General features: G+C 45.1%; 25 protein-coding genes. 23 read left to right on the top strand and 2 right to left on the bottom strand.

Annotated elements, in window-relative coordinates; translation table 11 throughout:
* Positions 1-28: 28 nt before the first annotated feature.
* Together AC0C66_RS13290 and xre are read right to left on the bottom strand one after the other, a co-directional pair.
* On the bottom strand, positions 29-625 hold the full coding sequence (locus tag AC0C66_RS13290; protein WP_014113465.1) for an ImmA/IrrE family metallo-endopeptidase: 597 nt from the start codon (positions 623-625) through the stop codon (positions 29-31).
* A gap of 161 nt (positions 626-786) precedes the next feature.
* The gene (gene xre, locus AC0C66_RS13285) at positions 787-1128 is read right to left on the bottom strand and encodes an HTH-type transcriptional regulator Xre (protein ID WP_072182444.1); all 342 of its coding nucleotides are present in this window, start codon (positions 1126-1128) and stop codon (positions 787-789) included.
* A gap of 178 nt (positions 1129-1306) precedes the next feature.
* Here xre and AC0C66_RS13280 point away from each other — a divergent pair, with 178 nt between their 5' ends.
* The 23 genes from AC0C66_RS13280 (at position 1307) to AC0C66_RS13170 (ending at position 19392) form a co-directional block, all read left to right on the top strand.
* Positions 1307-1486 (top strand): hypothetical protein, encoded by a 180-nt coding sequence (locus AC0C66_RS13280; protein ID WP_061187276.1) that lies wholly within the window; start codon positions 1307-1309, stop codon positions 1484-1486.
* Positions 1473-2309, top strand: a complete 837-nt coding sequence (locus tag AC0C66_RS13275) for a phage portal protein (RefSeq protein WP_072182445.1) — start codon at positions 1473-1475, stop codon at positions 2307-2309. Before AC0C66_RS13280 ends, AC0C66_RS13275 begins: the two co-directional genes overlap by 14 nt.
* Positions 2209-3009 (top strand): ATP-binding protein, encoded by an 801-nt coding sequence (locus AC0C66_RS13270; RefSeq protein ID WP_072182446.1) that lies wholly within the window; start codon positions 2209-2211, stop codon positions 3007-3009. Before AC0C66_RS13275 ends, AC0C66_RS13270 begins: the two co-directional genes overlap by 101 nt.
* Positions 3009-3176 carry a hypothetical protein gene (locus AC0C66_RS13265; protein WP_014113468.1) on the top strand — a complete coding sequence of 56 codons (168 nt, stop codon included), beginning with the start codon at positions 3009-3011 and terminating at the stop codon, positions 3174-3176. The genes AC0C66_RS13270 and AC0C66_RS13265 overlap by 1 nt, the downstream gene beginning before the upstream one ends.
* 84 nt (positions 3177-3260) lie before the next feature.
* Entirely contained in the window at positions 3261-3620 is a 360-nt protein-coding gene (locus AC0C66_RS13260) for a phage portal protein (protein ID WP_072182447.1), read from the top strand.
* Complete coding sequence (gene xtrA, locus AC0C66_RS13255; RefSeq protein WP_064813284.1) at positions 3607-3813, top strand: phage-like element PBSX protein XtrA; 207 nt, start codon at positions 3607-3609, stop codon at positions 3811-3813. The genes AC0C66_RS13260 and xtrA overlap by 14 nt, the downstream gene beginning before the upstream one ends.
* A gap of 114 nt (positions 3814-3927) precedes the next feature.
* A complete protein-coding gene (locus AC0C66_RS13250; RefSeq protein ID WP_072182448.1) occupies positions 3928-4437 on the top strand; it encodes a sigma-70 family RNA polymerase sigma factor in 510 nt (169 codons plus the stop codon).
* Between the two features lie 117 nt (positions 4438-4554).
* On the top strand, positions 4555-5352 hold the full coding sequence (gene xtmA, locus AC0C66_RS13245; RefSeq protein WP_072182449.1) for a phage terminase small subunit: 798 nt from the start codon (positions 4555-4557) through the stop codon (positions 5350-5352).
* A complete protein-coding gene (locus AC0C66_RS13240) occupies positions 5349-6650 on the top strand; it encodes a PBSX family phage terminase large subunit (protein WP_072182450.1) in 1302 nt (433 codons plus the stop codon). The genes xtmA and AC0C66_RS13240 overlap by 4 nt, the downstream gene beginning before the upstream one ends.
* Before the next feature lie 3 nt (positions 6651-6653).
* On the top strand, positions 6654-8141 hold the full coding sequence (locus AC0C66_RS13235; protein ID WP_472973621.1) for a phage portal protein: 1488 nt from the start codon (positions 6654-6656) through the stop codon (positions 8139-8141).
* 19 nt (positions 8142-8160) lie between these two features.
* The gene (locus AC0C66_RS13230) at positions 8161-8988 is read left to right on the top strand and encodes an XkdF-like putative serine protease domain-containing protein (RefSeq protein WP_014113475.1); all 828 of its coding nucleotides are present in this window, start codon (positions 8161-8163) and stop codon (positions 8986-8988) included.
* Positions 8989-9012: 24 nt separating this feature from the next.
* Positions 9013-9948: a phage major capsid protein gene (locus tag AC0C66_RS13225; protein ID WP_072182451.1), complete on the top strand. Its 936-nt coding sequence runs from the start codon at positions 9013-9015 to the stop codon at positions 9946-9948.
* Between the two features lie 21 nt (positions 9949-9969).
* A complete protein-coding gene (gene yqbG / locus AC0C66_RS13220) occupies positions 9970-10353 on the top strand; it encodes a protein YqbG (RefSeq protein WP_072182452.1) in 384 nt (127 codons plus the stop codon).
* Positions 10350-10706 (top strand): YqbH/XkdH family protein, encoded by a 357-nt coding sequence (locus AC0C66_RS13215; protein WP_061187285.1) that lies wholly within the window; start codon positions 10350-10352, stop codon positions 10704-10706. The genes yqbG and AC0C66_RS13215 overlap by 4 nt, the downstream gene beginning before the upstream one ends.
* Positions 10703-11188 carry an HK97 gp10 family phage protein gene (locus AC0C66_RS13210; protein ID WP_072182453.1) on the top strand — a complete coding sequence of 162 codons (486 nt, stop codon included), beginning with the start codon at positions 10703-10705 and terminating at the stop codon, positions 11186-11188. The genes AC0C66_RS13215 and AC0C66_RS13210 overlap by 4 nt, the downstream gene beginning before the upstream one ends.
* 12 nt (positions 11189-11200) lie before the next feature.
* Entirely contained in the window at positions 11201-11641 is a 441-nt protein-coding gene (locus tag AC0C66_RS13205; RefSeq protein ID WP_072182454.1) for a phage tail terminator family protein, read from the top strand.
* A gap of 3 nt (positions 11642-11644) precedes the next feature.
* Positions 11645-11863: a YqzN/YkzM domain-containing protein gene (locus AC0C66_RS13200; RefSeq protein ID WP_014113480.1), complete on the top strand. Its 219-nt coding sequence runs from the start codon at positions 11645-11647 to the stop codon at positions 11861-11863.
* A complete protein-coding gene (locus tag AC0C66_RS13195) occupies positions 11860-13260 on the top strand; it encodes a phage tail sheath family protein (protein WP_003220591.1) in 1401 nt (466 codons plus the stop codon). Before AC0C66_RS13200 ends, AC0C66_RS13195 begins: the two co-directional genes overlap by 4 nt.
* A 1-nt stretch (position 13261) precedes the next feature.
* A complete protein-coding gene (locus AC0C66_RS13190) occupies positions 13262-13705 on the top strand; it encodes a phage tail tube protein (protein ID WP_003220592.1) in 444 nt (147 codons plus the stop codon).
* Positions 13706-13796: 91 nt separating this feature from the next.
* Entirely contained in the window at positions 13797-14243 is a 447-nt protein-coding gene (locus AC0C66_RS13185) for a phage tail assembly chaperone (RefSeq protein ID WP_072182455.1), read from the top strand.
* Between the two features lie 41 nt (positions 14244-14284).
* Complete coding sequence (locus tag AC0C66_RS13180; protein WP_072182456.1) at positions 14285-14422, top strand: hypothetical protein; 138 nt, start codon at positions 14285-14287, stop codon at positions 14420-14422.
* A 1-nt stretch (position 14423) separates the two neighbouring features.
* A complete protein-coding gene (locus tag AC0C66_RS13175) occupies positions 14424-18740 on the top strand; it encodes a transglycosylase SLT domain-containing protein (RefSeq protein ID WP_472973620.1) in 4317 nt (1438 codons plus the stop codon).
* Positions 18733-19392 carry a LysM peptidoglycan-binding domain-containing protein gene (locus AC0C66_RS13170; protein ID WP_024121074.1) on the top strand — a complete coding sequence of 220 codons (660 nt, stop codon included), beginning with the start codon at positions 18733-18735 and terminating at the stop codon, positions 19390-19392. The genes AC0C66_RS13175 and AC0C66_RS13170 overlap by 8 nt, the downstream gene beginning before the upstream one ends.
* The last annotated feature ends 11 nt before the right edge of the window (positions 19393-19403 follow it).

Raw genomic sequence — 19403 nt, 5'->3', positions numbered from 1 at the left:
AGGATATATATTCCCAGCCCGTTTTTGATCAGCTGTATTTGCCGATATGATATAACGCTTTTTCTTCAGCGACCTGCAAGTGCTGCTGATCGCCTTCCTCGTACACAATTGGCCGCTTGTGTGATAATAAGTAAGCGAGCCGCTTCTGAAATTGAATACCTGCTTTACGCCGTTCAAACATTTCAAGCCTTTTTTCAGCAAATTCCTTTGTTACCCGGAATACCCCCGCGATTGTGGCAAGCGCCTGGCTTCTCCATTGCGGCAGTTCCATCTGCAACAGCATAAAGGTTGGCACACAGAAGTGGTACATAAATTGATTCGCCTGAAATTCCTGCAGTTCCCTGAAGAGCTTGTTCATCTGAAAATGATTGCCTGCATGCTTTAACACGTGGCACAGTTCATGGCCAAAATCTTCCCATTGTTCTTCCCGTGATTTTCTCTGATTCAATACGATACTATACATGCCGTCGTATTTGACCATCATGCTCCCCATATCCTCAAAATGAACCCAAATATCCAGATCCTTTGCGATTTTCAGCATGTCAATGTGATGGGGGGAGGTGATGCCCAGCCGACTGTATAAATTTTTTACGTATTCCTCCAGATGTGATAGGTAATCGCCCAATTGAATACTCCCTTTCGAACGTGTGTTCTGTTTTTGGCGAGAAAGAAAAGCCCTTATAGGACTGGAAAGTGTGTTGAAATCTTTCCCTTTTCTTAAAAAAATAAACACTTTTTTCTTTATATCGGTCTATTTTTCATATGTTTTAGAGAACAGAGTAATATTTATTTATTTTTTGGTTTCCGATTTTTCTCTTTTTCTTTTAAATAGTTGATAAATTCAATGGCTTGCTGTTTGCTTTCTGGGGAAAAATCCTGCATATCACGGTATGCTACCTGCAAGTCCGGATCTGAGAACATATCCTCATCGGATTTTTTGTCTTTCCCTGTTAATAAGTAATCAGTCGTTACTTGAAAGTAATCAGCCAGCTTTTGGAGTGTGTCGTAATCAGGTTCGCTTCGCCCGTTTTCATAGTGGGAATATCGTGCCCTTGACACACCGATGTGAGATGCGATTTCTTCCTGTGTCCTTTTCCCTCTGAGACTCTTCAATCTGCTGCCTATCATACTATGACCTCTCTTTTTTAAACTCCCTAAGTTACTTATGATTATAGATACAATCTGTATCAAAATAAAGTTATGATAAAAAAAGTATCAAAAATAACTTGATGATACAGATTGTATCGTTTATACTTGGTAACAGTTGATACGAAATGTATCGAAAACAGATCAGGAGAGTGATCACATGTATCCAATCCAAATTGTTTTTAGTGAAAATCCCATAGATCAGCGCCATCTCGGACAAGCCGGCGGCACCATATCGTTTACGGCATGCGGCCTTCCGGTGTTCCACTTTGAAACGCGAGAACAGTTTCAAACATACATGATGTTAAAAGGAGAAGCGGCGTACAATGAAAACCGATAAAAGCTATCCTTTTCCTACGTATTCAGGGTTATTGAATTCAGAACATTATGACAAAATCGGTCCGGCGCTATGGCTGTTTCTCTGGTTCATCAGCGCAACAACAAAAGAAATTGAAAAAGACGGCGTATGCTGGGGAATCGTACTTGGCCATAAGCCGTTAAAAGCGAGAGAAATGGCGGCTGTTTTCGGGGTGAGTGAGAAAACCGTCAGAAGATGGCTGGAGCTTCTCGAAACCCATGAGTACATAAAGGCTGTCCGCGCGCCATACGGACTGATGATTTCTGTAAAGCATTCCAAAAAATTCAGTTTCAGATCGGACAAAACTGCACACCGGAGCATAAAGGAACGGCCATTTTCGCCGCAGGCACCGGACACAGACGTCCGCTCAGATAAAGATAAAACAAATATAAATACTGCTGCTGATGATGCAGTGGATTACATTGCGAAGCGGTTTACACAATTACGTTCGGCTCAAGAAGGACGCACCGTGTATCCTTCCTCCAGAGATTATCAAGCCATCGCCCGTATTGTTGCCATTGGCGTTCCTGTAACACAAACAATCAAATGGCTTGAGGAATGCTTTCAAGCCTTTGAAAACCGGCGGACCACCGCTTCAGAAACAATCAAGGCCTTTCGCTACTGCTCAAAATTCATTGAAGACCGATTTTTAGCGCAGCAGACCAAAAACAATGCCGCAATTCAACATGAGAGGATGGAAAGACATGACAAAACGAACAATCGAGCAAATTTTAGAGGAGCTGCGAAGAGGGAGACGTCCATTACTGGCGGACAAACCGGCCGAATCAGACGCAAGCCGGTATGATTGCCCGCGATGCAAGGATCAGGGAGGCTATCTCATCCGGCAGAACGGCCTGGAAGTCTGGACAATGTGCAGCTGCATGGCAGAACGGAAAGTGAAGCGGCTGCTCGGTGCCAGCGAGATTACCCACGCCTTCAGACAGCTGGGCTTCAGAGAATTCCGCACGGAGGGAAAGCCGCAGGCCATAAAAGACGCGTTTGAATGCGCAAAAGAGTATGTGGCCGATTATGAACAAATCAAGGAGAGCCGGAAAAACAGCATTGCCCTTTTAGGACAGCCCGGATCAGGGAAAACGCACCTTTTGACTGCTGTTGCCAATGAATTAATGAGAACACGCCATGTGCCGGTCATTTATTTTCCGTTCGTGGAAGGCTTTACCGATCTGAAAAATGACTTTGACCTTTTGGAAGCGAAGCTGAGCCGGATGAAGCAAGCAGATGTACTGTTCATAGATGACCTGTTTAAACCGGTTAACGGCAAACCGCGCGCCACAGATTGGCAATTAGAGCAAATGTATTCGGTACTTAACTACCGCTACTTAAATCATAAACCAATTTTGCTTTCAAGCGAGCTGACGATTGAAACACTTGTACGGGTCGATGAAGCGCTCGGCACGAGAATCTACGAAATGTGCAGCGACTATTTAGTGATTATCAAAGGAGCAGCGTACGAGCTGAATCATAGATTGGAGGGTGTCAGATAATGTGCAAGCTTTGTCAAACAAAGAAAGTCATTGTGGAGCATACCGAAATTGGAGCCGTTTTTCATCCATGTCCGAACTGCCGGTCCGGCACTGATTTAACGCCGGTCATTCGAAAGCTGGAGCAAATGTTGACAGCGGAAAAAGCGAGGCTGAATGTCCATGATTAAACAGCTGACTGCTCTAATTGCTTTGCTGTTTCGGGCAAAGCGAACAGAAAAAAACATTGAACAATGGTATAAGGATGACGGGAAGTGAAAGTGTTGGCAAAAACAAAACAAGCAGAGAAAAGCCCTGCGCCGTGGCGTGCTGTCCCGTGCGGGGATACGAAACCGATCTATATTTATTCAGCGTACAGTGAAGAAGAAAAAGAAAGATTCCCATATTCAAACGGCCGGCTGATCGCCGCTGTATTTGACCTCAGCTCTTATTCGCAAAAAAGCAATGCCGCCTTGATGGCGGCTGCACCTGAACTGCTGGAAGCGGCTAAAGCAGCTCTTGATTTTCTGAAAGGGAATTCTGTTCATTCAAAGGAGCGCATTATTCAGCTATTAGAAAAAGCCAAAACAAGCGCTGCACCGGAAAGGGAGGAAAAGAAACATGATCAATCCTAAAAAACTGCTACATATTGATTCTATCACGCTGGAGAGCCAGCTGGAGGAGGGAAAAATCCGCGTGATCATTGTGGATGGCATCAAGCAAGAAGCATGGATCACAGAAGCGCCGGAGCATGGAAAAACGCTCGTCGAAACGAGAAAGGGAGACCTTGCCCGCGTGGAGTTTGAAATCGGCTACAAATTAAATTAAAGCGAAAACAGAATACGTCCAAGACGGAAAGCCTGCGGACACTGATCAACTGCACAGCATTTGTGCGTTGATTGGTGTCCGTTTTTTATTGCCAAAAATGAGGAGGATCATAGAATGCAAGACTTACTATTTGAATATAAACGCACGCTAAAACAAACAAGAACACAATATAAACCGCTCACTGAAGCAGATGAATCCGTGCTTTCAGCTGAGGAGCTGAAAGATAAAAAGATCATTAGAAATATCATCACGGATCTTGAATATATAACAGAATGGCTTGAAAAAGGAAGACAGCCTGGCATCAGACGGGCGATTGACCGGCGTGATGCCTACCAGCGGCTGATGATCAAGGACCCGAGAATCATCGAATCATTTTCCAGCACAATGATGGTTGAGCCGGACGGGCAGGTATCAGAAGAAGACAGAGAGAGAATCCAAGAAGCGTTATCCCTGTTAACGGACAGAGAAAAAGAAATGTTTTTGCTGCATAAGGTAGAGTGCTTTTCTTATGAACGGATCGCTGATCTTCTCGGTGTGAAAAAATCGACTGTGCAAACGACCATCAAACGGGCAATCGCAAAGATGCAAAGACAGCAGGAAGAAATGAATCAATCGCTTGCCTGAAAGCTTGTCATACGTTTGCCACCTATAAGTGAATAGAGCATGACACATAAGCGGCTGGCACGATCAGCCGCTTTTATGAATAGACATCCATGCTGGAGGTGGCGGTGATGCCGTAGCATGAAAACACAACAGCGCGAACAAGCATTAGCAATCTATCAACAACATCAAGGAAAGATCACAAATCGGGCGATCGCGGACACAATCGGCGTTTCCGCGAAAACAATCGGCATCTGGAAAAAACAAGACAAATGGAAAGAAGCCTTGTTTTCTGAAACCAGAAACGAACAAACACAGCGCCGGATAGACAATGAGGAATTAAATGAACGCCAGCGGCTGTTTTGCCTGTATTACGTCAAAAGCTTCAATGCCACACAGTCAGCAATTAAAGCGGGCTATTCTCCGGACAGCGCCCATGTGACGGGCAGCCGGCTGTTAAAGAATGAAAAGGTCGCTGCTGAAATCAGACGCATTAAAAAAGAAATGGTCAGTGAAATGTTTATTGAAGCGATGGACGTGCTGCAGGTTTATATCAAGATCGCTTTTGCGGATATTACGGACTATGTGACTTTCGGAAAAAAAGAGGTCCAGGCTGTCGGGAAATCGGGACCGCTGTTTGATGAAGATGATAACCCGATTATGAAGGAAATCAGCTTTGTCGATGTCAAAGATTCCGGGCTCGTTGACGGCACCATTGTGACGGAAGCGAAGCTTGGCAAAGAGGGCATCGCCATCAAGCTTGCCGATAAAATGAAGGCGCTTGAGAAGCTGTCCTTATATTTTGATTTGTTTCCGGATCAATTTAAACAAAAAATTGAAAACGAGAAATTAAAGCTTGCCAAACAAAAAGCGGAGAAAACAGATGACAGCCAAGAGCCGATTGAAATCATGATCAAACGAAAAGAGGCCAAGCCATGATTGTAAAAGAAATCAACCCTCATTTCGAAGATTATGTGTTCAATTGGGAGCAGACATACCAGTTTCTCGTTGGCGGCTACGGCTCATCCAAAAGCTATCATACCGCATTGAAAATCGTGTTAAAGCTGCTGAAGGAAAAACGGACGGTACTTGTCATTCGCGAGGTGTTCGATACCCATCGGGATTCGACCTTTGCCTTGTTTCAAGAGGTGATTGAAGAGCTCGGCCTCACAAAGGCTGTGGCATCCCTTTCTTCCCCGCTGCAGCTGCGGTTTCAAAACGGCAGCCGGATCATGTTCAAAGGAATGGACAATCCGGCAAAATTGAAGTCAGTTCATAACATTTCATTAATATGGATTGAAGAGTGCTCAGAGGTGAAGTATGAAGGCTTTAAGGAATTAATCGGACGTCTTCGCCACCCTGAGCTGAAGCTTCATATGATCTGCACCACTAATCCCGTCGGCACCTCCAATTGGACGTACCGGCATTTTTTTCGGGATGAACGCAATAAACGGTTTGTGCTTGATGACAGCGAACTTTACGAAAAGCGGACGATTGTTAAGGGAGATACGTATTATCATCATTCCACAGCAAACGACAACCTCTTTCTCCCGAAAAGCTATGTGAAACAGCTCGACGGGCTCAAGGCGTATGATCCCAACCTGTACCGGATTGCCCGTAAAGGACGATTCGGCGTCAACGGGATCAGAGTGCTGCCGCAGTTCGAGGTGCTCCCGCATGGCCAAGTAAAAGAACGCATCGCAGCCATCAGCAAGCCGATATTTCGCACAGGCATGGATTTTGGATTCGAGGAATCCTACAATGCCGTCGTCCGGCTCGCTGTCGACCCTGAAAAAAAATACCTCTACATTTATTGGGAGTATTATCAAAACAAAATGACAGATGACAGGACGGCTGAGGAGCTTCGTGAGTTTATTGACACACAGGAATTGATCAAAGCCGACTCTGCTGAGCCGAAAAGCATCCAATATTTCCGCCAGCAGGGTTTTCGGATGGTCGGAGCCAGAAAGTTTCCCGGCTCCAGACTTCAATACACCAAAAAGGTGAAACGATTCAAAAAAATCTTCTGTTCGGACCGCTGTGAAAATGTCATCTATGAGCTCAAGACGCTAACGTATGCTAAAGATAAAAACGGCGCGCTGATAGAGGATGAATTTACGATTGACCCGCATACGCTTTCTGCCATTTGGTATGCGCTAGATGACTATGAGGTTGCTGATATGAAAGAGACAGCACACAAACGAATCCGGCCCAACCGGGAAAGGAGGAGGTCATAAATGATGCACAATCAAACAGTCAGAGCGACTGTGTTCAAAGCCAATGCCGCCGTTCCTCAGACAAAGCAAATCTATGAAGATGACTTTTCTGAGCTGTACGGAGAGGATATTATCGCACCGCCCTACAACATCATCGAGCTTAAGACCATTGCTGAATATTCGACGATTCTTCAGCAATGCATTGATGCGTACAGAGTGAATATTACAGGTTTTGGATTCGATGTTGAGTACACGTTTGATGTTAACGCAAGTGACGTTGATCAGACGAAAAAGAAAAGAGCGGAAAAAGAATGGGCCAGACTTGAAGCCTTCTATAAATGTCTTCACTTTGACGAATCAGCCGAAATGATTTTAGGCTATGCCATCGAAGACAGAGAAAAAACAGGCAACGGTTTTATGGAAGTGCTTCGCGACGGGATGGGAAAACCGGCCGGCATTGAATATTTAGATGTGAAAAATATGCGTGTATGCGGAGCCGGTGAACCTGTTGAGGTCTCATTTGTATATGAAGAAAACGGGAAAATGAAAAGGATCAAAAGGCAAAAACGCTTCCGAAAATATGTGCAGATGATCAATGGAAAGAAAGTATTTTTCAAGGAATACGGCGATCCGCGAAAAATGGACATGCGCACGGGTGAATATGTAAACACATTAGCAGAAAAGCATCAAGCGAATGAAGCCATTCACCTCAAAATCGGAAGCGGCGTGTACGGCGTGCCCCGCTGGGTCGGCAATATCGTCAACTTATACGGAGCCCGAAAAGCGGAAGAGCTCAATTTTATGTATTTTAAGCAGGGCCGTCACGTACCCGCTGCAATCACAGTGGAAAACGGGTTGCTGTCGGAAACTTCTTACCGAGAGCTGCAAGAGTATATGAATGATCTTGAAGGCGTGGAAAACGCACATAAATTTCTTCTGATTGAAGCGGAAGGAATCGCAAAAGAGAAGGATCTCCATGGAGGCGAGGATATTACGCCAGTGTCCGTGGAAATTAAATCCTTGGCGGAAATTCTGCAAAATGACGCCTTGTTTCTTGAATATGATGAAAAAAGCAGAAATAAGCTGCGCTCGGCGTTCCGCCTCCCGCCGCTGTATACAGGCGAGGCTCAGGAATACAACCGGGCGACAGCTGATACGGCTAGAAAAATTACGGAGGAGCAGGTCTTTCAGCCGGAGCGAAAAACGCTCGTGAATAAACTGAACACGCTGCTTTTGCCGGAGCTGAATATTCATGATGTCAGGCTGACATTAAAAGGACCGGACTTTCGTGATCCGCTTGAGATTGCGAAAGTGCTCGGTCCTTTTATTACAGCCGGAGCGGTCTCGCCGAATGATTTACGCGACCTTGCCGGACGGGTGCTTGGAAAAACGCTGGAGGAGTGGCCTGAGGAAATTTATAAACGGCCTGCAGGACAGGATGCGGAAAAGACAAACCTGACTGCGCTCATGCAGGAGCTGAAAGAAAGCATCGAAGACATCAAAACGTCCTGAAGGGAGGTGAATCAAGCAGGTGGCGCGGGAATTAAGAAATGCCAAAATCAGCTTTGTCAGCTATGTGGACAAGGCGGCTAACCAGACAGAATTTTTCTTTACGAAGTCAGCCGGACCTCCGTCATTTGAAAAAAAGGTTCGGCTGTTTACAAAAAGTGAGCAGGATGAACAAAAGCTCGTGTACGGAATCGTGTATGAGCCTGATGTTCCTGATGCCCACGGCGATTTTATGACCGCTGAGGAAATTGAAAAAGCGGCGCACGGCTTTCTCGCGGAGGCACGGGAGATTGATATCAATCACAGCTTTGAGGGCGGAACCGGTGTCGTGGTCGAGTCATATGTGGCGCCCGATGATTTTATGATCGGGTCAAAGCAGATTGCAAAGGGTTCGTGGGTGCTCGTGACGAGAGCGTCTGACGAGGTGTGGGAACAGATCAAGGCTGGAATCATCACCGGCTACAGCATGGCGGGCACTGCTGATGTGTATGAGGAAGAACCGGTTGAAAAGGCGGGATTTTTCAGTGTGTTCAAGCAGATGCTGGCTGACAAAACAGGGAAGGAGACTGAAGAAATGAGAAAAGAAGACATGAAAGAATCATTCGAGCATGCGCTTTACCCTCTGCTCAAACGGCTTGAGCGGATTGAAAAAAACACAGACACGGAGGAAAAGCCGGAGCAGACGGGTGATGACGAGCGTCTGAAAAAGCTCGTTGAGGACCTGCTCGCCCCGCTGATTGAACGAATCGAGGCTTTGGAAAAAGCGCGAGGCGCGTCTAAGCAGACAGCGGACGATGCGGGCGGCAATACAGAGCAAGTTAAAAAATCAATCTGGAGCGGACTGCTGTAAACCAGTCAAAGAGGAGGAAATCAATTGAGAAATCAAGAGATCATTCGGAAAGCGGAAATGTCGCTTTCTGCTTTAAAAAGCGGAGGGCTTATGAATCCTGCGCAAGCATCGGCTTTTATCCGCATGGTGCAAAACACGCCGACCATGTTTAGTGAATCCCGCGTGATTCAAATGGAAAATGACTCGCAAAAATTTGAGAAAATCGGGTTCGGCCAGCGTATTCTGCGGGCTGCTCAAGAAGGAAAAGCACTATCAAACGACGAGCTGACAGTTCCAACGACAAGCACTGTCCAGCTGAACACGAAAGAAGTCATTGCGGAAATCAACATTACGTATGACACACTCGAAAACAATATTGAAAAAGACGGCCTACAGCAGACGATCATGCAAATTTTAGCAGAGCGCGCAGCCGTTGATATTGAAGAGCTGATTGTAAACGGCGATACAGCATCAGCTGATCCGTATCTGGCACAGCTGGACGGCATCCGCAAACAAGCGGTGTCCCACATCGTTGACATGAACGGTGAAGAACTGTCCAGAGCGACATTCAAGAAAGGCTTAAAGGCTGTTCCGCCGAAATATTTGCGTATTCCTCAAGAATTCAGATTCTATACGTCTCACGGCTTAGAAGTTGAATGGAAGGACCGTGTGGCAGACCGCCAGACCAACCTTGGGGACCTGGCTGTTCAGGGTGGTTTATCAACAGCATTCGGCGTACCGGTTAAAGGGGTATCCAATATTCAGCCGTACACAGTCGGTGAGGGAGATGCGCAATATGACGCTTCTGATATCATTCTCACACATCCGAAAAATATCATTCTCGGCTTCTCCCGCAATATCCGAATTGAAGTCGACAAAGACATCCGCTCCCGTAAATTCATTATTGTCTTAACGGCCAAGCTGGACAGCAAGTTCGAAGAAGAGGATGCCTGTGCGAAATTAATTAACGTAAAAGAATAATAGAAACGAGGTGGTCAGCTCATGCTCATTGAACCATCTGACGTAGCCTCCTATTCGGTCTATGCTCGGGTGAAAAACAGGCCGGAAGAATTGCTAGCGCAGGATATCATTGAGGCGGAAGCGGAAGCGGCTCTCATCACGGGCCACTGCTTTGAAGACAGCGTTTATGACCCGCTGCCCAACAAGGCGAAATTGGCTTTGCTGAAGCTTGCCCAGTATTTTGCGCTTGTAAATAGCGATGAATCAGCATCATCAAGCTATCAGTCTGAAAAAATGGGGGATTATTCGTACACGATTTCCGGAGAAGGCGGCATTCAGCGGCCAGAGGTGTATCATTTGCTCGAAGAGTTTATCATACCGGGCTACGTCCCTGAATCCTCCAGACTGAAGGTGAGGTCTTTATGAGTTATCAGCAGATGCTCATTCACCGCTGCGACATTTATCATGAAGCGGCGCAAGCGCCGTCTGCAGGCCGATTTGGGATTCCGGCAGACAAGCTGCAGCCGGTGATTTCATATCCGGACACACCCGATGAACAAGATGTCCCTTGCTATTTTTCTGAAAAAACGCAGCAGCTGATCCAGGAGGAGCCGGATCAAACTGTATATCACAGCTTTCTCGTCCATTTTCCGTTGTCAGCGGACATCCGCGTGAACGATAAAATCATTTGGGAGAATCATAAATATATACTAAAGCTGCCGAAAAAGATCAGGCATCATCATTGGGAAGTCATCGCGGTCAGGGATGAAAGCCTATGAAAATAGCGGGACTGAAACAGCTAAACACGTCATTAAAAAAAGCGGCATCAGGCGGCTTTTCACGTCAGGCATCCCGGTGGCTTGAGGAGTGCGGGCAAGATTTTCTGGAGATCGTCCAATCTGAACTCATCAGCACACAAACGATTGATACAGAAAAACTGCTCAGCTCGTTCGAGAAAGGCGCCGAAGACAATCTCTGGATTGTGCAAAGCGGCGGGCTATCGCTTGAGGTGGGTACACAGCTTGATTACGCCTCATTTCTTAATGACGGCCATTGGACGTCAAAACAAGATGTGAGATGGGTGCCGGGGCATTTCCAAGGCTCGCGGTTTATTTATGATCCCGCGGCTTCAACTGGAATGGCGCTCAAGAGAAAATGGATCCCGGGCACGAGCTACTGGGATCATGCGCTGCTTTTATATGAACAGCTGTTTGAAAAATCGCTGGAAAGCAAATTGCGCCAGTGGCTGAAGAAGCTGTAAAGGAGGAGCAGGATGAACAGCGAAACAGGATCGATCATGGCGTTTTTGTACAGCCGGTGGTCTGTTCCCATTTATGAACGTGAGCTGCCTGATCAATTTCAGGTGCCGTCGTTATACGTCCCATCGCCATCTGTTTTCGAGGAAACAGATACGGTCTCCACATTTAAAAAAACCTACAGTCTCAATGTGAAGCTGTTTCATCATGACTCCGTTCAGGCGCTGGATGAAGCGGACAGGCTCGCGGATGCCATCAGAGAAGCGAGAAATATGGTTCCGCTGCTCAGTGAATCCGGTGAGAAGACGGGGGATATGGTTCGCGTCACCCGAATTGAGACAAGGGTAGGAGACAGGGGCGAGGCGGTCATGGTGATCAGGTGGAGCAGCCGATATTATTATCACAAAACAGAACAGCCTGTCTTACAGGATATCGACATGAACAGCGGGGTGAAATAAGCGGTGGCAAAGAACAAACAACAGAAGAAGGCTGTACATACGGAGAGCCGGGAAGCTCTTTTTGATACAGCGGATTTGATTAAGCACGCGAAGGAGCTGTTTGGCGTTAAGCCGGATATCCTTCAGGGGGCTTTATTTGGCGTGGATCAAACACGTATGACGAAATCAGAAGCCAGTCAATTGATTCAAACATTTCTAACCAAGGAGGTCATGTCATCATGAATGGCGGAACATTTACAACAGGCAAAGAAAAAGAACGTGCAGGCATTTATTTTAACTTTAAAACGACAGCGCAGGAGCGGGTGTCACTCGGTGAACGGGGGACAGTCGCACTTCCGGTTGCATCAAGCTGGGGCGAAGCGAAAACGTTCGTCTCCATTTCCAGCGTTGAGGATCTCAACAAAAAAGTGGGCCTCAGCATTGATGATCCATCTTTATTGCTTTTGCGTGAAGCAAAGAAAAATGCGAAAACAGTATTGATGTACCGTCTAACCGAAGGTGTCCGAGCGTCTGCTGATATTGCTGAAGGCGTCAAAGCCACTGCGGTATATGGCGGAACAAAAGGAAATGACATTATCATCCGCATTAATCCAAATGTGCTGGATGCTGCTTCTTTTGATGTAACAACGTATATGGATGAATCAGAGGTTGATAAACAAACCGTCAAAAAGGCTGAAGAATTAACAGCTAACGGCTATGTCACCTTTACTGGAACAGGCGATCTTTCTTCGACGATTCCGCTCACTGGATCAGAAGGAGACACTTCAGCTGAGACATTGAATGCATCTGCAGGAATCCGTTTATCCGGCGGTACGGATAAAGCTCCTGTCAACTCCGACTATACAGATTTCTTAGCCGCGGCTGAAACGGAGAACTTTGATGTGATTGTGCTGCCGGTTGCGGAAGGTGATCAGCTGAAGGCGACATTTGCTGCTTTCATTAAGCGTCTTCGCGACGGCCAAGGACAAAAAGTGCAAGGGGTCACAGCCAATTATGCAGGTGACTATGAAGGCATCATCAACGTAACAGAAGGTGTGCTGCTGGAAGATGGCACGGAAGTTACGCCGGACAAAGCAACGGCTTGGGTAGCTGGAGCGAGTGCAGGAGCAACCTTTAACCAATCACTTACATTTGTAGAGTACGAAGGCGCCGTTGATGTGTTACACCGCCTTGACCACGATACGATTGTTGAACGCCTGGGCAAAGGCGAATTTTTATTCACATTCGACGCCCGCGATAAATCTGTCAGCGTAGAAAAGGACATTAACTCACTCGTTACGTTCACAGCTGAGAAAAACAAAAAATTTGCGAAAAACAAAATCGTCCGTGTCCTGGACGCTGTGAATAATGATTTAACACGCGAACTGAAAGCCTTAATTAAATCAAGAAAAGGCAGCGGAAGCGATATTCCGGCGTCTGAAGACGGACTTCAATATGTGAAAACGATGATCACGCAATACATGACAACTCTTCAGGATGCTGGCGGCATCACTGGCTTTGATTCTGATGAAGATATCACAATTTCAATGAATGAAGACCGTGACGGCTTCTTGATTGACCTGGCTGTACAGCCTGTCGACGCAGCAGAAAAATTCTACTTTAATGTGGAGGTAAACTAATATGGCATTAAAAGCACAGAACACAATCTCAGGAAAAGAAGGCCGCTTATTTCTCGATGGCGAAGAAATGGCGCATATCAAAACATTTGAAGCAAATGTGGAGAAAAACAAGTCTGAAGTAAACATTATGGGCCGCCGCATGACAGGCCATAAAACAACAGGGGCAAACGGAACTGGAACAGCAACGTTTTATAAAGTCACATCAAAATTCGTGATTCTGATGATGGACTATGTCAAAAAAGGCAGTGATCCTTACTTTACGCTGCAAGCTGTGCTGGATGATAAGTCCTCCGGACGAGGCACAGAGCGAGTCACGCTGTACGACGTCAACTTTGACTCTGCCAAAATCGCAAGCCTTGATGTCGATTCAGAAGCGCTAGAGGAAGAAGTTCCATTTACCTTCGAAGACTTCGACGTGCCTGAAAAGCTTTCTGACACGTTTTAATCAAAGCTGAACGAGCCATACGCAGACCTTTCTCAGAAAGGTCTGTTTTGTTACATGATGAAATTAATTAAAAGATAAGGGAGTTTTTTACATGAGCGAGAAGAACGAAAACGTATATGATCTTTCCTTTTTTATGCCGGGAAAAACAATTGAAGCTGAGGAAATCAAAGTTCCAATCTCAAAGCGTTTTGTTGATAAAAAAGGGAATGTCGTACCATTTATTTTTAAAGCGATTACGACGGAGCGCATTGATGAATTAGAGAAAGAAACAACAACGTATAAAAATGTCAAAGGCAGAGGCCGTGTAAAGGATTTAGACAGCCAGCGCTTTTATGCCCGAATCGCAGTTGAATCAACCGTTTATCCGGACTTCCGTTCAAAAGAGCTTCGAGAAGCTTACAAAACGGCCGACCCGGTAGAAGTTGCGAAACGCGTCCTCTCAGTTGGAGGCGAATACGCGAACTGGTTAAACAAAGCGATTGAGATTAATGGTTTCGAAGATGAATTAGAGGATCTGGAAGAAGAAGTAAAAAACTAATCAAGGATGGGCATAAAGAAGCCGTGTACCTCTACTATGCGATGCACGAGCTTCATTATTCTCCATCAGATTTATTAAAACTGTATGAAGCGCCCAGAAACTTTAAGGCGCTTTTGTATGGACTGATTGGATATAAGCTTGAATTAATGGAAAAAGAATCGAGGAAAGGAGGTACATAATATCGCTAAATTGACAGCTCGTTTTGACCTGGAAGATAAAGTTTCTAAAAAGTTAAAACGAATTCATAAAGGGTTTCAAATGGTCGAAAAAAAGGTGAAAACCATTAATCGACAAATCAAAATCAGTATTAAGGCAGAGGATCAAGCCTTTTACAGATTGAGAAAGATCAATGACTATATTGTTTTGAAATTCGCAAAATCACTTGAAGTTAAAGTGGTTCTTGATGATCAGGCTACTGCCGGACTTAATGTTATTGAGCATAAGCTGAAACGGCTCCCAAAAGAAAGAAACATTACTGTAAGTCTAATTGAACATGTAACAGATGCTTATAAAAAAATAAGAAAAATGTTGAGCGGAAATCAGTTTTCAGTCGGTCTTTTCGTCAATGATCAAATCACCCCAGCTACAAAACGAATATTGGGATATTTGCAAAAGAACCTTAAAAATGGGTATTCAGTTAAATTAAAAGTGATTGATGAAATAACAAAAACCGTTAATCGAATTACAGCCCTTTTAGGAGATTTTGAAAAAACATATACAGTTAAATTAAAAGTGATTGATGAAATAACAAAAACCGTTAATCGAATTACAGCCCTTTTAAGAGATTTTGAAAAAACATATACAGTTAATATTATCGCTAAAGAAAAATTAGCTGCTGATAAGATCAACGAGAAGAAACCGGAAGAAAAAAAGAATTGGTTTATGCAAACATTAGAAGACTTCGGAACAGCTTTTAAAGATAAAGTGATAGAAAAGATTCTTGACTCGTTATTTGAAAAAATTCCTTGGTTTAAAAAAAATGATAATGAAGAAAATACCCCAAATCATGCGCCTGGGAATACGCAGAGTAATGAGAAAGTTGATAAACGCAACACCGGGCAGAGATGCTGTTGCTGCTGCTGTGGGTGCGGAGGTAATAGCTCTGGAAGCAAAGTCAACAAAAGATATAAAAAAAGAAAAAGTCCGACAAGTGCAAGGACTTCAGGACGAACACTGAGAGTTCCAGGCGAGGTATTACGAAGACGTCAGAGCGGTACATCAGGAGAAAATGCCACAAGCGGAAGAAATTCTGGTTCTAAGTTCAGAAACTGGCTCGGAAGCATGAGGTCCGCTGCCACCGACTCATCAAAATGGGGGAAAGTTTTAACGCCTTTAAAAGGTTTGGGGAAATTTGCGAAAGGTATACCTCTTTTGGGAACTGCATTAGCGGCAACCGATTTGCTAGGTATGAACAAAGAAAATGCAGGTGAGAAAGTTGGTTCTTTCGCCGGGAATCTTGGCGGAGCTGCTGCAGGTGGAGCCGCGGGAGCAGCCATTGGTTCTGTTGTCCCTGTTGTTGGCACTGCTGTTGGCGGAGTTGTCGGGAGTATAGCAGGCGGTATAGGGGGTTCTGATTTAGGATCATCCATTGGCAAATGGTTTGATGATGGCGGCGCTTCTAAAGCTTGGGATGGAATTGTTGACGGTGCAAAAAATGCTGTCGATTGGATCAGCGATACTTGGTCTGATTTCTCGGATTGGTTCACGGATAATGTCTGGACTCCTGTTAGTGATTGGGCAGGAGATAAGATTGATAAGATCACCGAAAAATTCGAGGATGCTAAGAAATGGCTGACTGATACCTGGAATGACGTGTCATCCTGGTTTGTGGACAACGTGTGGACACCTATTTATAACACGGCAGTACCGATCATAAATTTAGTAGTAGGTGCTTTTTTATTTGCCTGGGATGGTATCCAAGCTCTCTGGAGTATTGTTTCAACTTGGTTTATGGATAATGTCTGGAATCCATTAGTTGACGGTGTCACTGATGCAGCTGATTGGATTTGGACAAAAATAAATGACGCTTGGACATGGATCTCAGACACATGGTCCACTGTTTCAACTTGGTTTATGGATAATGTTTGGAATCCAATTAGTAACGCAGTGGCAACTGTGGCTGGCTGGATACAAGCACATATTGATTATGCGAGAATCTGGATCCAACTAAAATGGCTTCAAGTGGCAACTTGGTTTTATGACAACGTCTGGAATCCAATCAGTACAGCAGTTAGTAACGTAGCAAATTGGATTTGGACGAAGATCAACGAAGCATGGACTTTTATTTCAGATTTATGGTCTACAGTCTCAACTTGGTTCATGGATAATGTTTGGACGCCGGTAAGTGATGCTGTCACTAATGCAGCAAGCTGGATCTGGACAAAGCTTAACGAAGCATGGACGTGGATATCTGACAAATGGAGTGCTGTTTCAGCTTGGTTCAGTGAAAATGTGTGGAATCCAATTATTACAAAAGTAGAGGATGCCAAAAAATCCATTTCAGAAAAATTCGAGTCAGCTATAACAGCAGTTAAAGACGCTTGGAAAGATATTGAGACTTGGTTCCAAGAAAATGTGGGTGATCCGTTAGGTGGTATAGCTGACGGAATTAAGGAGAAATTCCAAGATACTTTTGCATGGGTCATTAAACTCCAAGAATTGGCCGGCGCTGGAGGACGGTTCATAAATAACCTTATCGGTAGAGGTGAGGAAGCTACTGGATTAACAACAAAGGAATCCGGTAAGTCTTCATCTGGTAAAAATTCTAGCGGTGGCGGAGGAATTGCTGGTCTTGTCCAGTCTCAGTCATCAGGACCAACAAGTATTTTTCCTAAACAAAAAAGCGTTCTTGAAAAGAAGGCGACGGGCGGCTATATTACGAAACCAACCATTTCATGGATTGGTGAAGCGGGTAAAGAGTTTGTGATCCCTGTTGATAACAACAAGGGCCGCGGAAAAATGCTTCTTTCTCAGGCTGCTTCAAAACTGGGGATGAACGTTGTTGACGACATGGCTTCTGCTTCATCTGCAGGCGGAGAATCAGCAGTTTCTCCATTAGGCGGCGCAGCATCAGTCACCGCTACAGTATCTCCTACCGTTGATACTTCGAGTCTTAATGAACAGGCTTCTTCTTTCGGCCAACAGTTCACGCAGGGCTTTGATCAGGGTATTGAGGATAAAGTCGTTTCGATGGACGCTTGGAAACAGAAAAATGTTGGCCAGCCTATGAAAAATTTGATCTCCTACTCTCCAAATTACGGAAAACAAGTGGTCAATGGCTATACCAACGGTCAGAACAGTACGGCAACCGGAACAGATGGATTCCTGCAGACGAAAGTCAAAACACCATTCCAGAACACTGTGAATAAATCCTCTTCATGGGGAAGCGGTACAATCAAAGGATTTGCTTCCGGACAAAATAGTTCCCAGACCGGTACTGATCAATACGTGAATACTCATGTAAATAAGCCGTTTTTGCGATCTAAAGAATCATCAAACGGCTGGGGAACCGGTATGATCGGGAATTTTGTTTCAGGTATGACTTCAAAGGCAAGTGAAGTCCATGAAGCCGCCAAGGAACTCGCGAAAAAAGTGGAGAAGGCTTTCCGTGAAGAATTAGATATCCATTCGCCTTCTCGAGTTATGATGAGTCTCGGTCGCTTTGCATCTGTCGGTGTAGTAAAAGGGTTGGATTCTGTCGATGTGAAAAAATACGCTGAAAAGCAAGCCGGTTCACTGGCAGCTGCTTATTCCGGAATGGGTGCAGTAGGGGGAAATGTGAAACAGTGGCTTATGGCAGCAATGATGGCCACAAAGACACCATTGAGCTGGCTCTCGGGATTAATGACGATTGCACAGTATGAATCAGGGGGCAACCCGAACTCTATTAACCTGTGGGATAGCAACGCGAGGGCGGGGAATCCATCACAAGGACTCATGCAGACAGTTCCGACCACATTTAATGCTCATAAAGCACCGGGCATGGGTAACATTAGAAATCCGATTCACAACGCTGCTGCCGCTATCGGCTATATCAAAAGCAGATACGGCTCAATTGATAATGTACCTGGCATTAAAAACCTGAAACGTGGCGGTCCCTATGTCGGTTATGCCAACGGCGGGCTGATTACAAAAGAACAAATTGCCCGTGTCGGTGAAGGAAACAAGCGGGAATGGATCATTCCGGAGGAGCGGGGCATACGCGGCCGCTACCTCCTTCAGAGAGCAGCCCAAGCCTTAGGAATGGAAGTGACAGATCCATCACAAACTCAGCAGTCTGAGCTTTCATCAGGCCAAGTTTCCGCTGTTACTTCAGCTAGCCGGCCAACGGCAGCGGTTTCCGGATCAAAAGAGATTTATATTCAATTTAATGGTGACCAGCATTTCCATAATGGACAAGATGCCGAAAGCCTTGCAGCGAAAATCAAGCAGGCGCTTATAAACGAGCTGCAAAAGGATATCAATATTGGAACGAAGGGAGTCGTTGCATTTGACTAAATCCGTATATGAATTTTGGATTTCACAAGGGAAGGACAAGCTGCGGCTCCCCGTACTTCCCGACCAACTGAACATTTCAAATACGGTTCAGAATGAGACGGTTAAAGTAGCCAAGTTTGGTGACCTTACATTTATTGACGAACAGGGAGCGAAAGAAATTTCGTTCTCTTCGTTTTTTCCGAAGAAATACAGCCCGATAGCTGAATATCAAAACTTCCCGTCGCCAGAAAATGCGATAACAAAAATTGAAAAATGGATGAAGGCTAAAAAACCGGTCCAGTTTTTGATTACGGGAACTAAAGTGAATCTGACTTGCAGCATTGAAGGTTTTTCCTATAGCGAAGGCCAGCAGGATATCGGCGATCGTTCGTTTGATATTCAATTAAAAGAATACAAAACCGCTTCCCCCCGAAAAATCAAGCAGAAGAAAAAAACAAAGGCAAAACGCCCGTCGAAGGCTTCTCCAAAAACTTACACAGTGAAAAAGGGAGACACGCTGTGGGACATTGCCGGCAGGTTTTACGGGAACAGCACGCAATGGCGCAAAATTTGGAACGCCAATAAAACAGCAATGATCAAACGAAGCAAACGGAATATCAGGCAGCCGGGCCACTGGATTTTTCCCGGCCAAAAATTAAAGATACCGCAATGAAACAGGTGATG

Source organism: Bacillus sp. VA13 (genome assembly GCF_055710085.1).
The sequence above is the reverse complement of the archived record's forward strand: the minus strand, read 5'-3'. Positions and strand labels throughout refer to the sequence as shown.

Bases quoted from the DNA above. Each gene is read 5' to 3' on its own strand.
- AC0C66_RS13210 (WP_072182453.1), top strand. From the start codon at position 10,703: ATGAAAATAGCGGGACTGAAACAGCTAAACACGTCATTAAAAAAAGCG.
- AC0C66_RS13280 (WP_061187276.1), top strand. From the start codon at position 1,307: ATGTATCCAATCCAAATTGTTTTTAGTGAAAATCCCATAGATCAGCGC.
- AC0C66_RS13270 (WP_072182446.1), top strand. From the start codon at position 2,209: ATGACAAAACGAACAATCGAGCAAATTTTAGAGGAGCTGCGAAGAGGG.
- AC0C66_RS13265 (WP_014113468.1), top strand. From the start codon at position 3,009: ATGTGCAAGCTTTGTCAAACAAAGAAAGTCATTGTGGAGCATACCGAA.
- AC0C66_RS13190 (WP_003220592.1), top strand. From the start codon at position 13,262: ATGGCATTAAAAGCACAGAACACAATCTCAGGAAAAGAAGGCCGCTTA.
- AC0C66_RS13195 (WP_003220591.1), top strand. From the start codon at position 11,860: ATGAATGGCGGAACATTTACAACAGGCAAAGAAAAAGAACGTGCAGGC.
- AC0C66_RS13235 (WP_472973621.1), top strand. From the start codon at position 6,654: ATGCACAATCAAACAGTCAGAGCGACTGTGTTCAAAGCCAATGCCGCC.
- AC0C66_RS13185 (WP_072182455.1), top strand. From the start codon at position 13,797: ATGAGCGAGAAGAACGAAAACGTATATGATCTTTCCTTTTTTATGCCG.
- AC0C66_RS13205 (WP_072182454.1), top strand. From the start codon at position 11,201: ATGAACAGCGAAACAGGATCGATCATGGCGTTTTTGTACAGCCGGTGG.
- AC0C66_RS13180 (WP_072182456.1), top strand. From the start codon at position 14,285: ATGCACGAGCTTCATTATTCTCCATCAGATTTATTAAAACTGTATGAA.
- AC0C66_RS13275 (WP_072182445.1), top strand. From the start codon at position 1,473: ATGAAAACCGATAAAAGCTATCCTTTTCCTACGTATTCAGGGTTATTG.
- AC0C66_RS13215 (WP_061187285.1), top strand. From the start codon at position 10,350: ATGAGTTATCAGCAGATGCTCATTCACCGCTGCGACATTTATCATGAA.
- AC0C66_RS13240 (WP_072182450.1), top strand. From the start codon at position 5,349: ATGATTGTAAAAGAAATCAACCCTCATTTCGAAGATTATGTGTTCAAT.
- xtmA (WP_072182449.1), top strand. From the start codon at position 4,555: ATGAAAACACAACAGCGCGAACAAGCATTAGCAATCTATCAACAACAT.
- yqbG (WP_072182452.1), top strand. From the start codon at position 9,970: ATGCTCATTGAACCATCTGACGTAGCCTCCTATTCGGTCTATGCTCGG.
- xtrA (WP_064813284.1), top strand. From the start codon at position 3,607: ATGATCAATCCTAAAAAACTGCTACATATTGATTCTATCACGCTGGAG.
- xre (WP_072182444.1), bottom strand. From the start codon at position 1,128: ATGATAGGCAGCAGATTGAAGAGTCTCAGAGGGAAAAGGACACAGGAA.
- AC0C66_RS13250 (WP_072182448.1), top strand. From the start codon at position 3,928: ATGCAAGACTTACTATTTGAATATAAACGCACGCTAAAACAAACAAGA.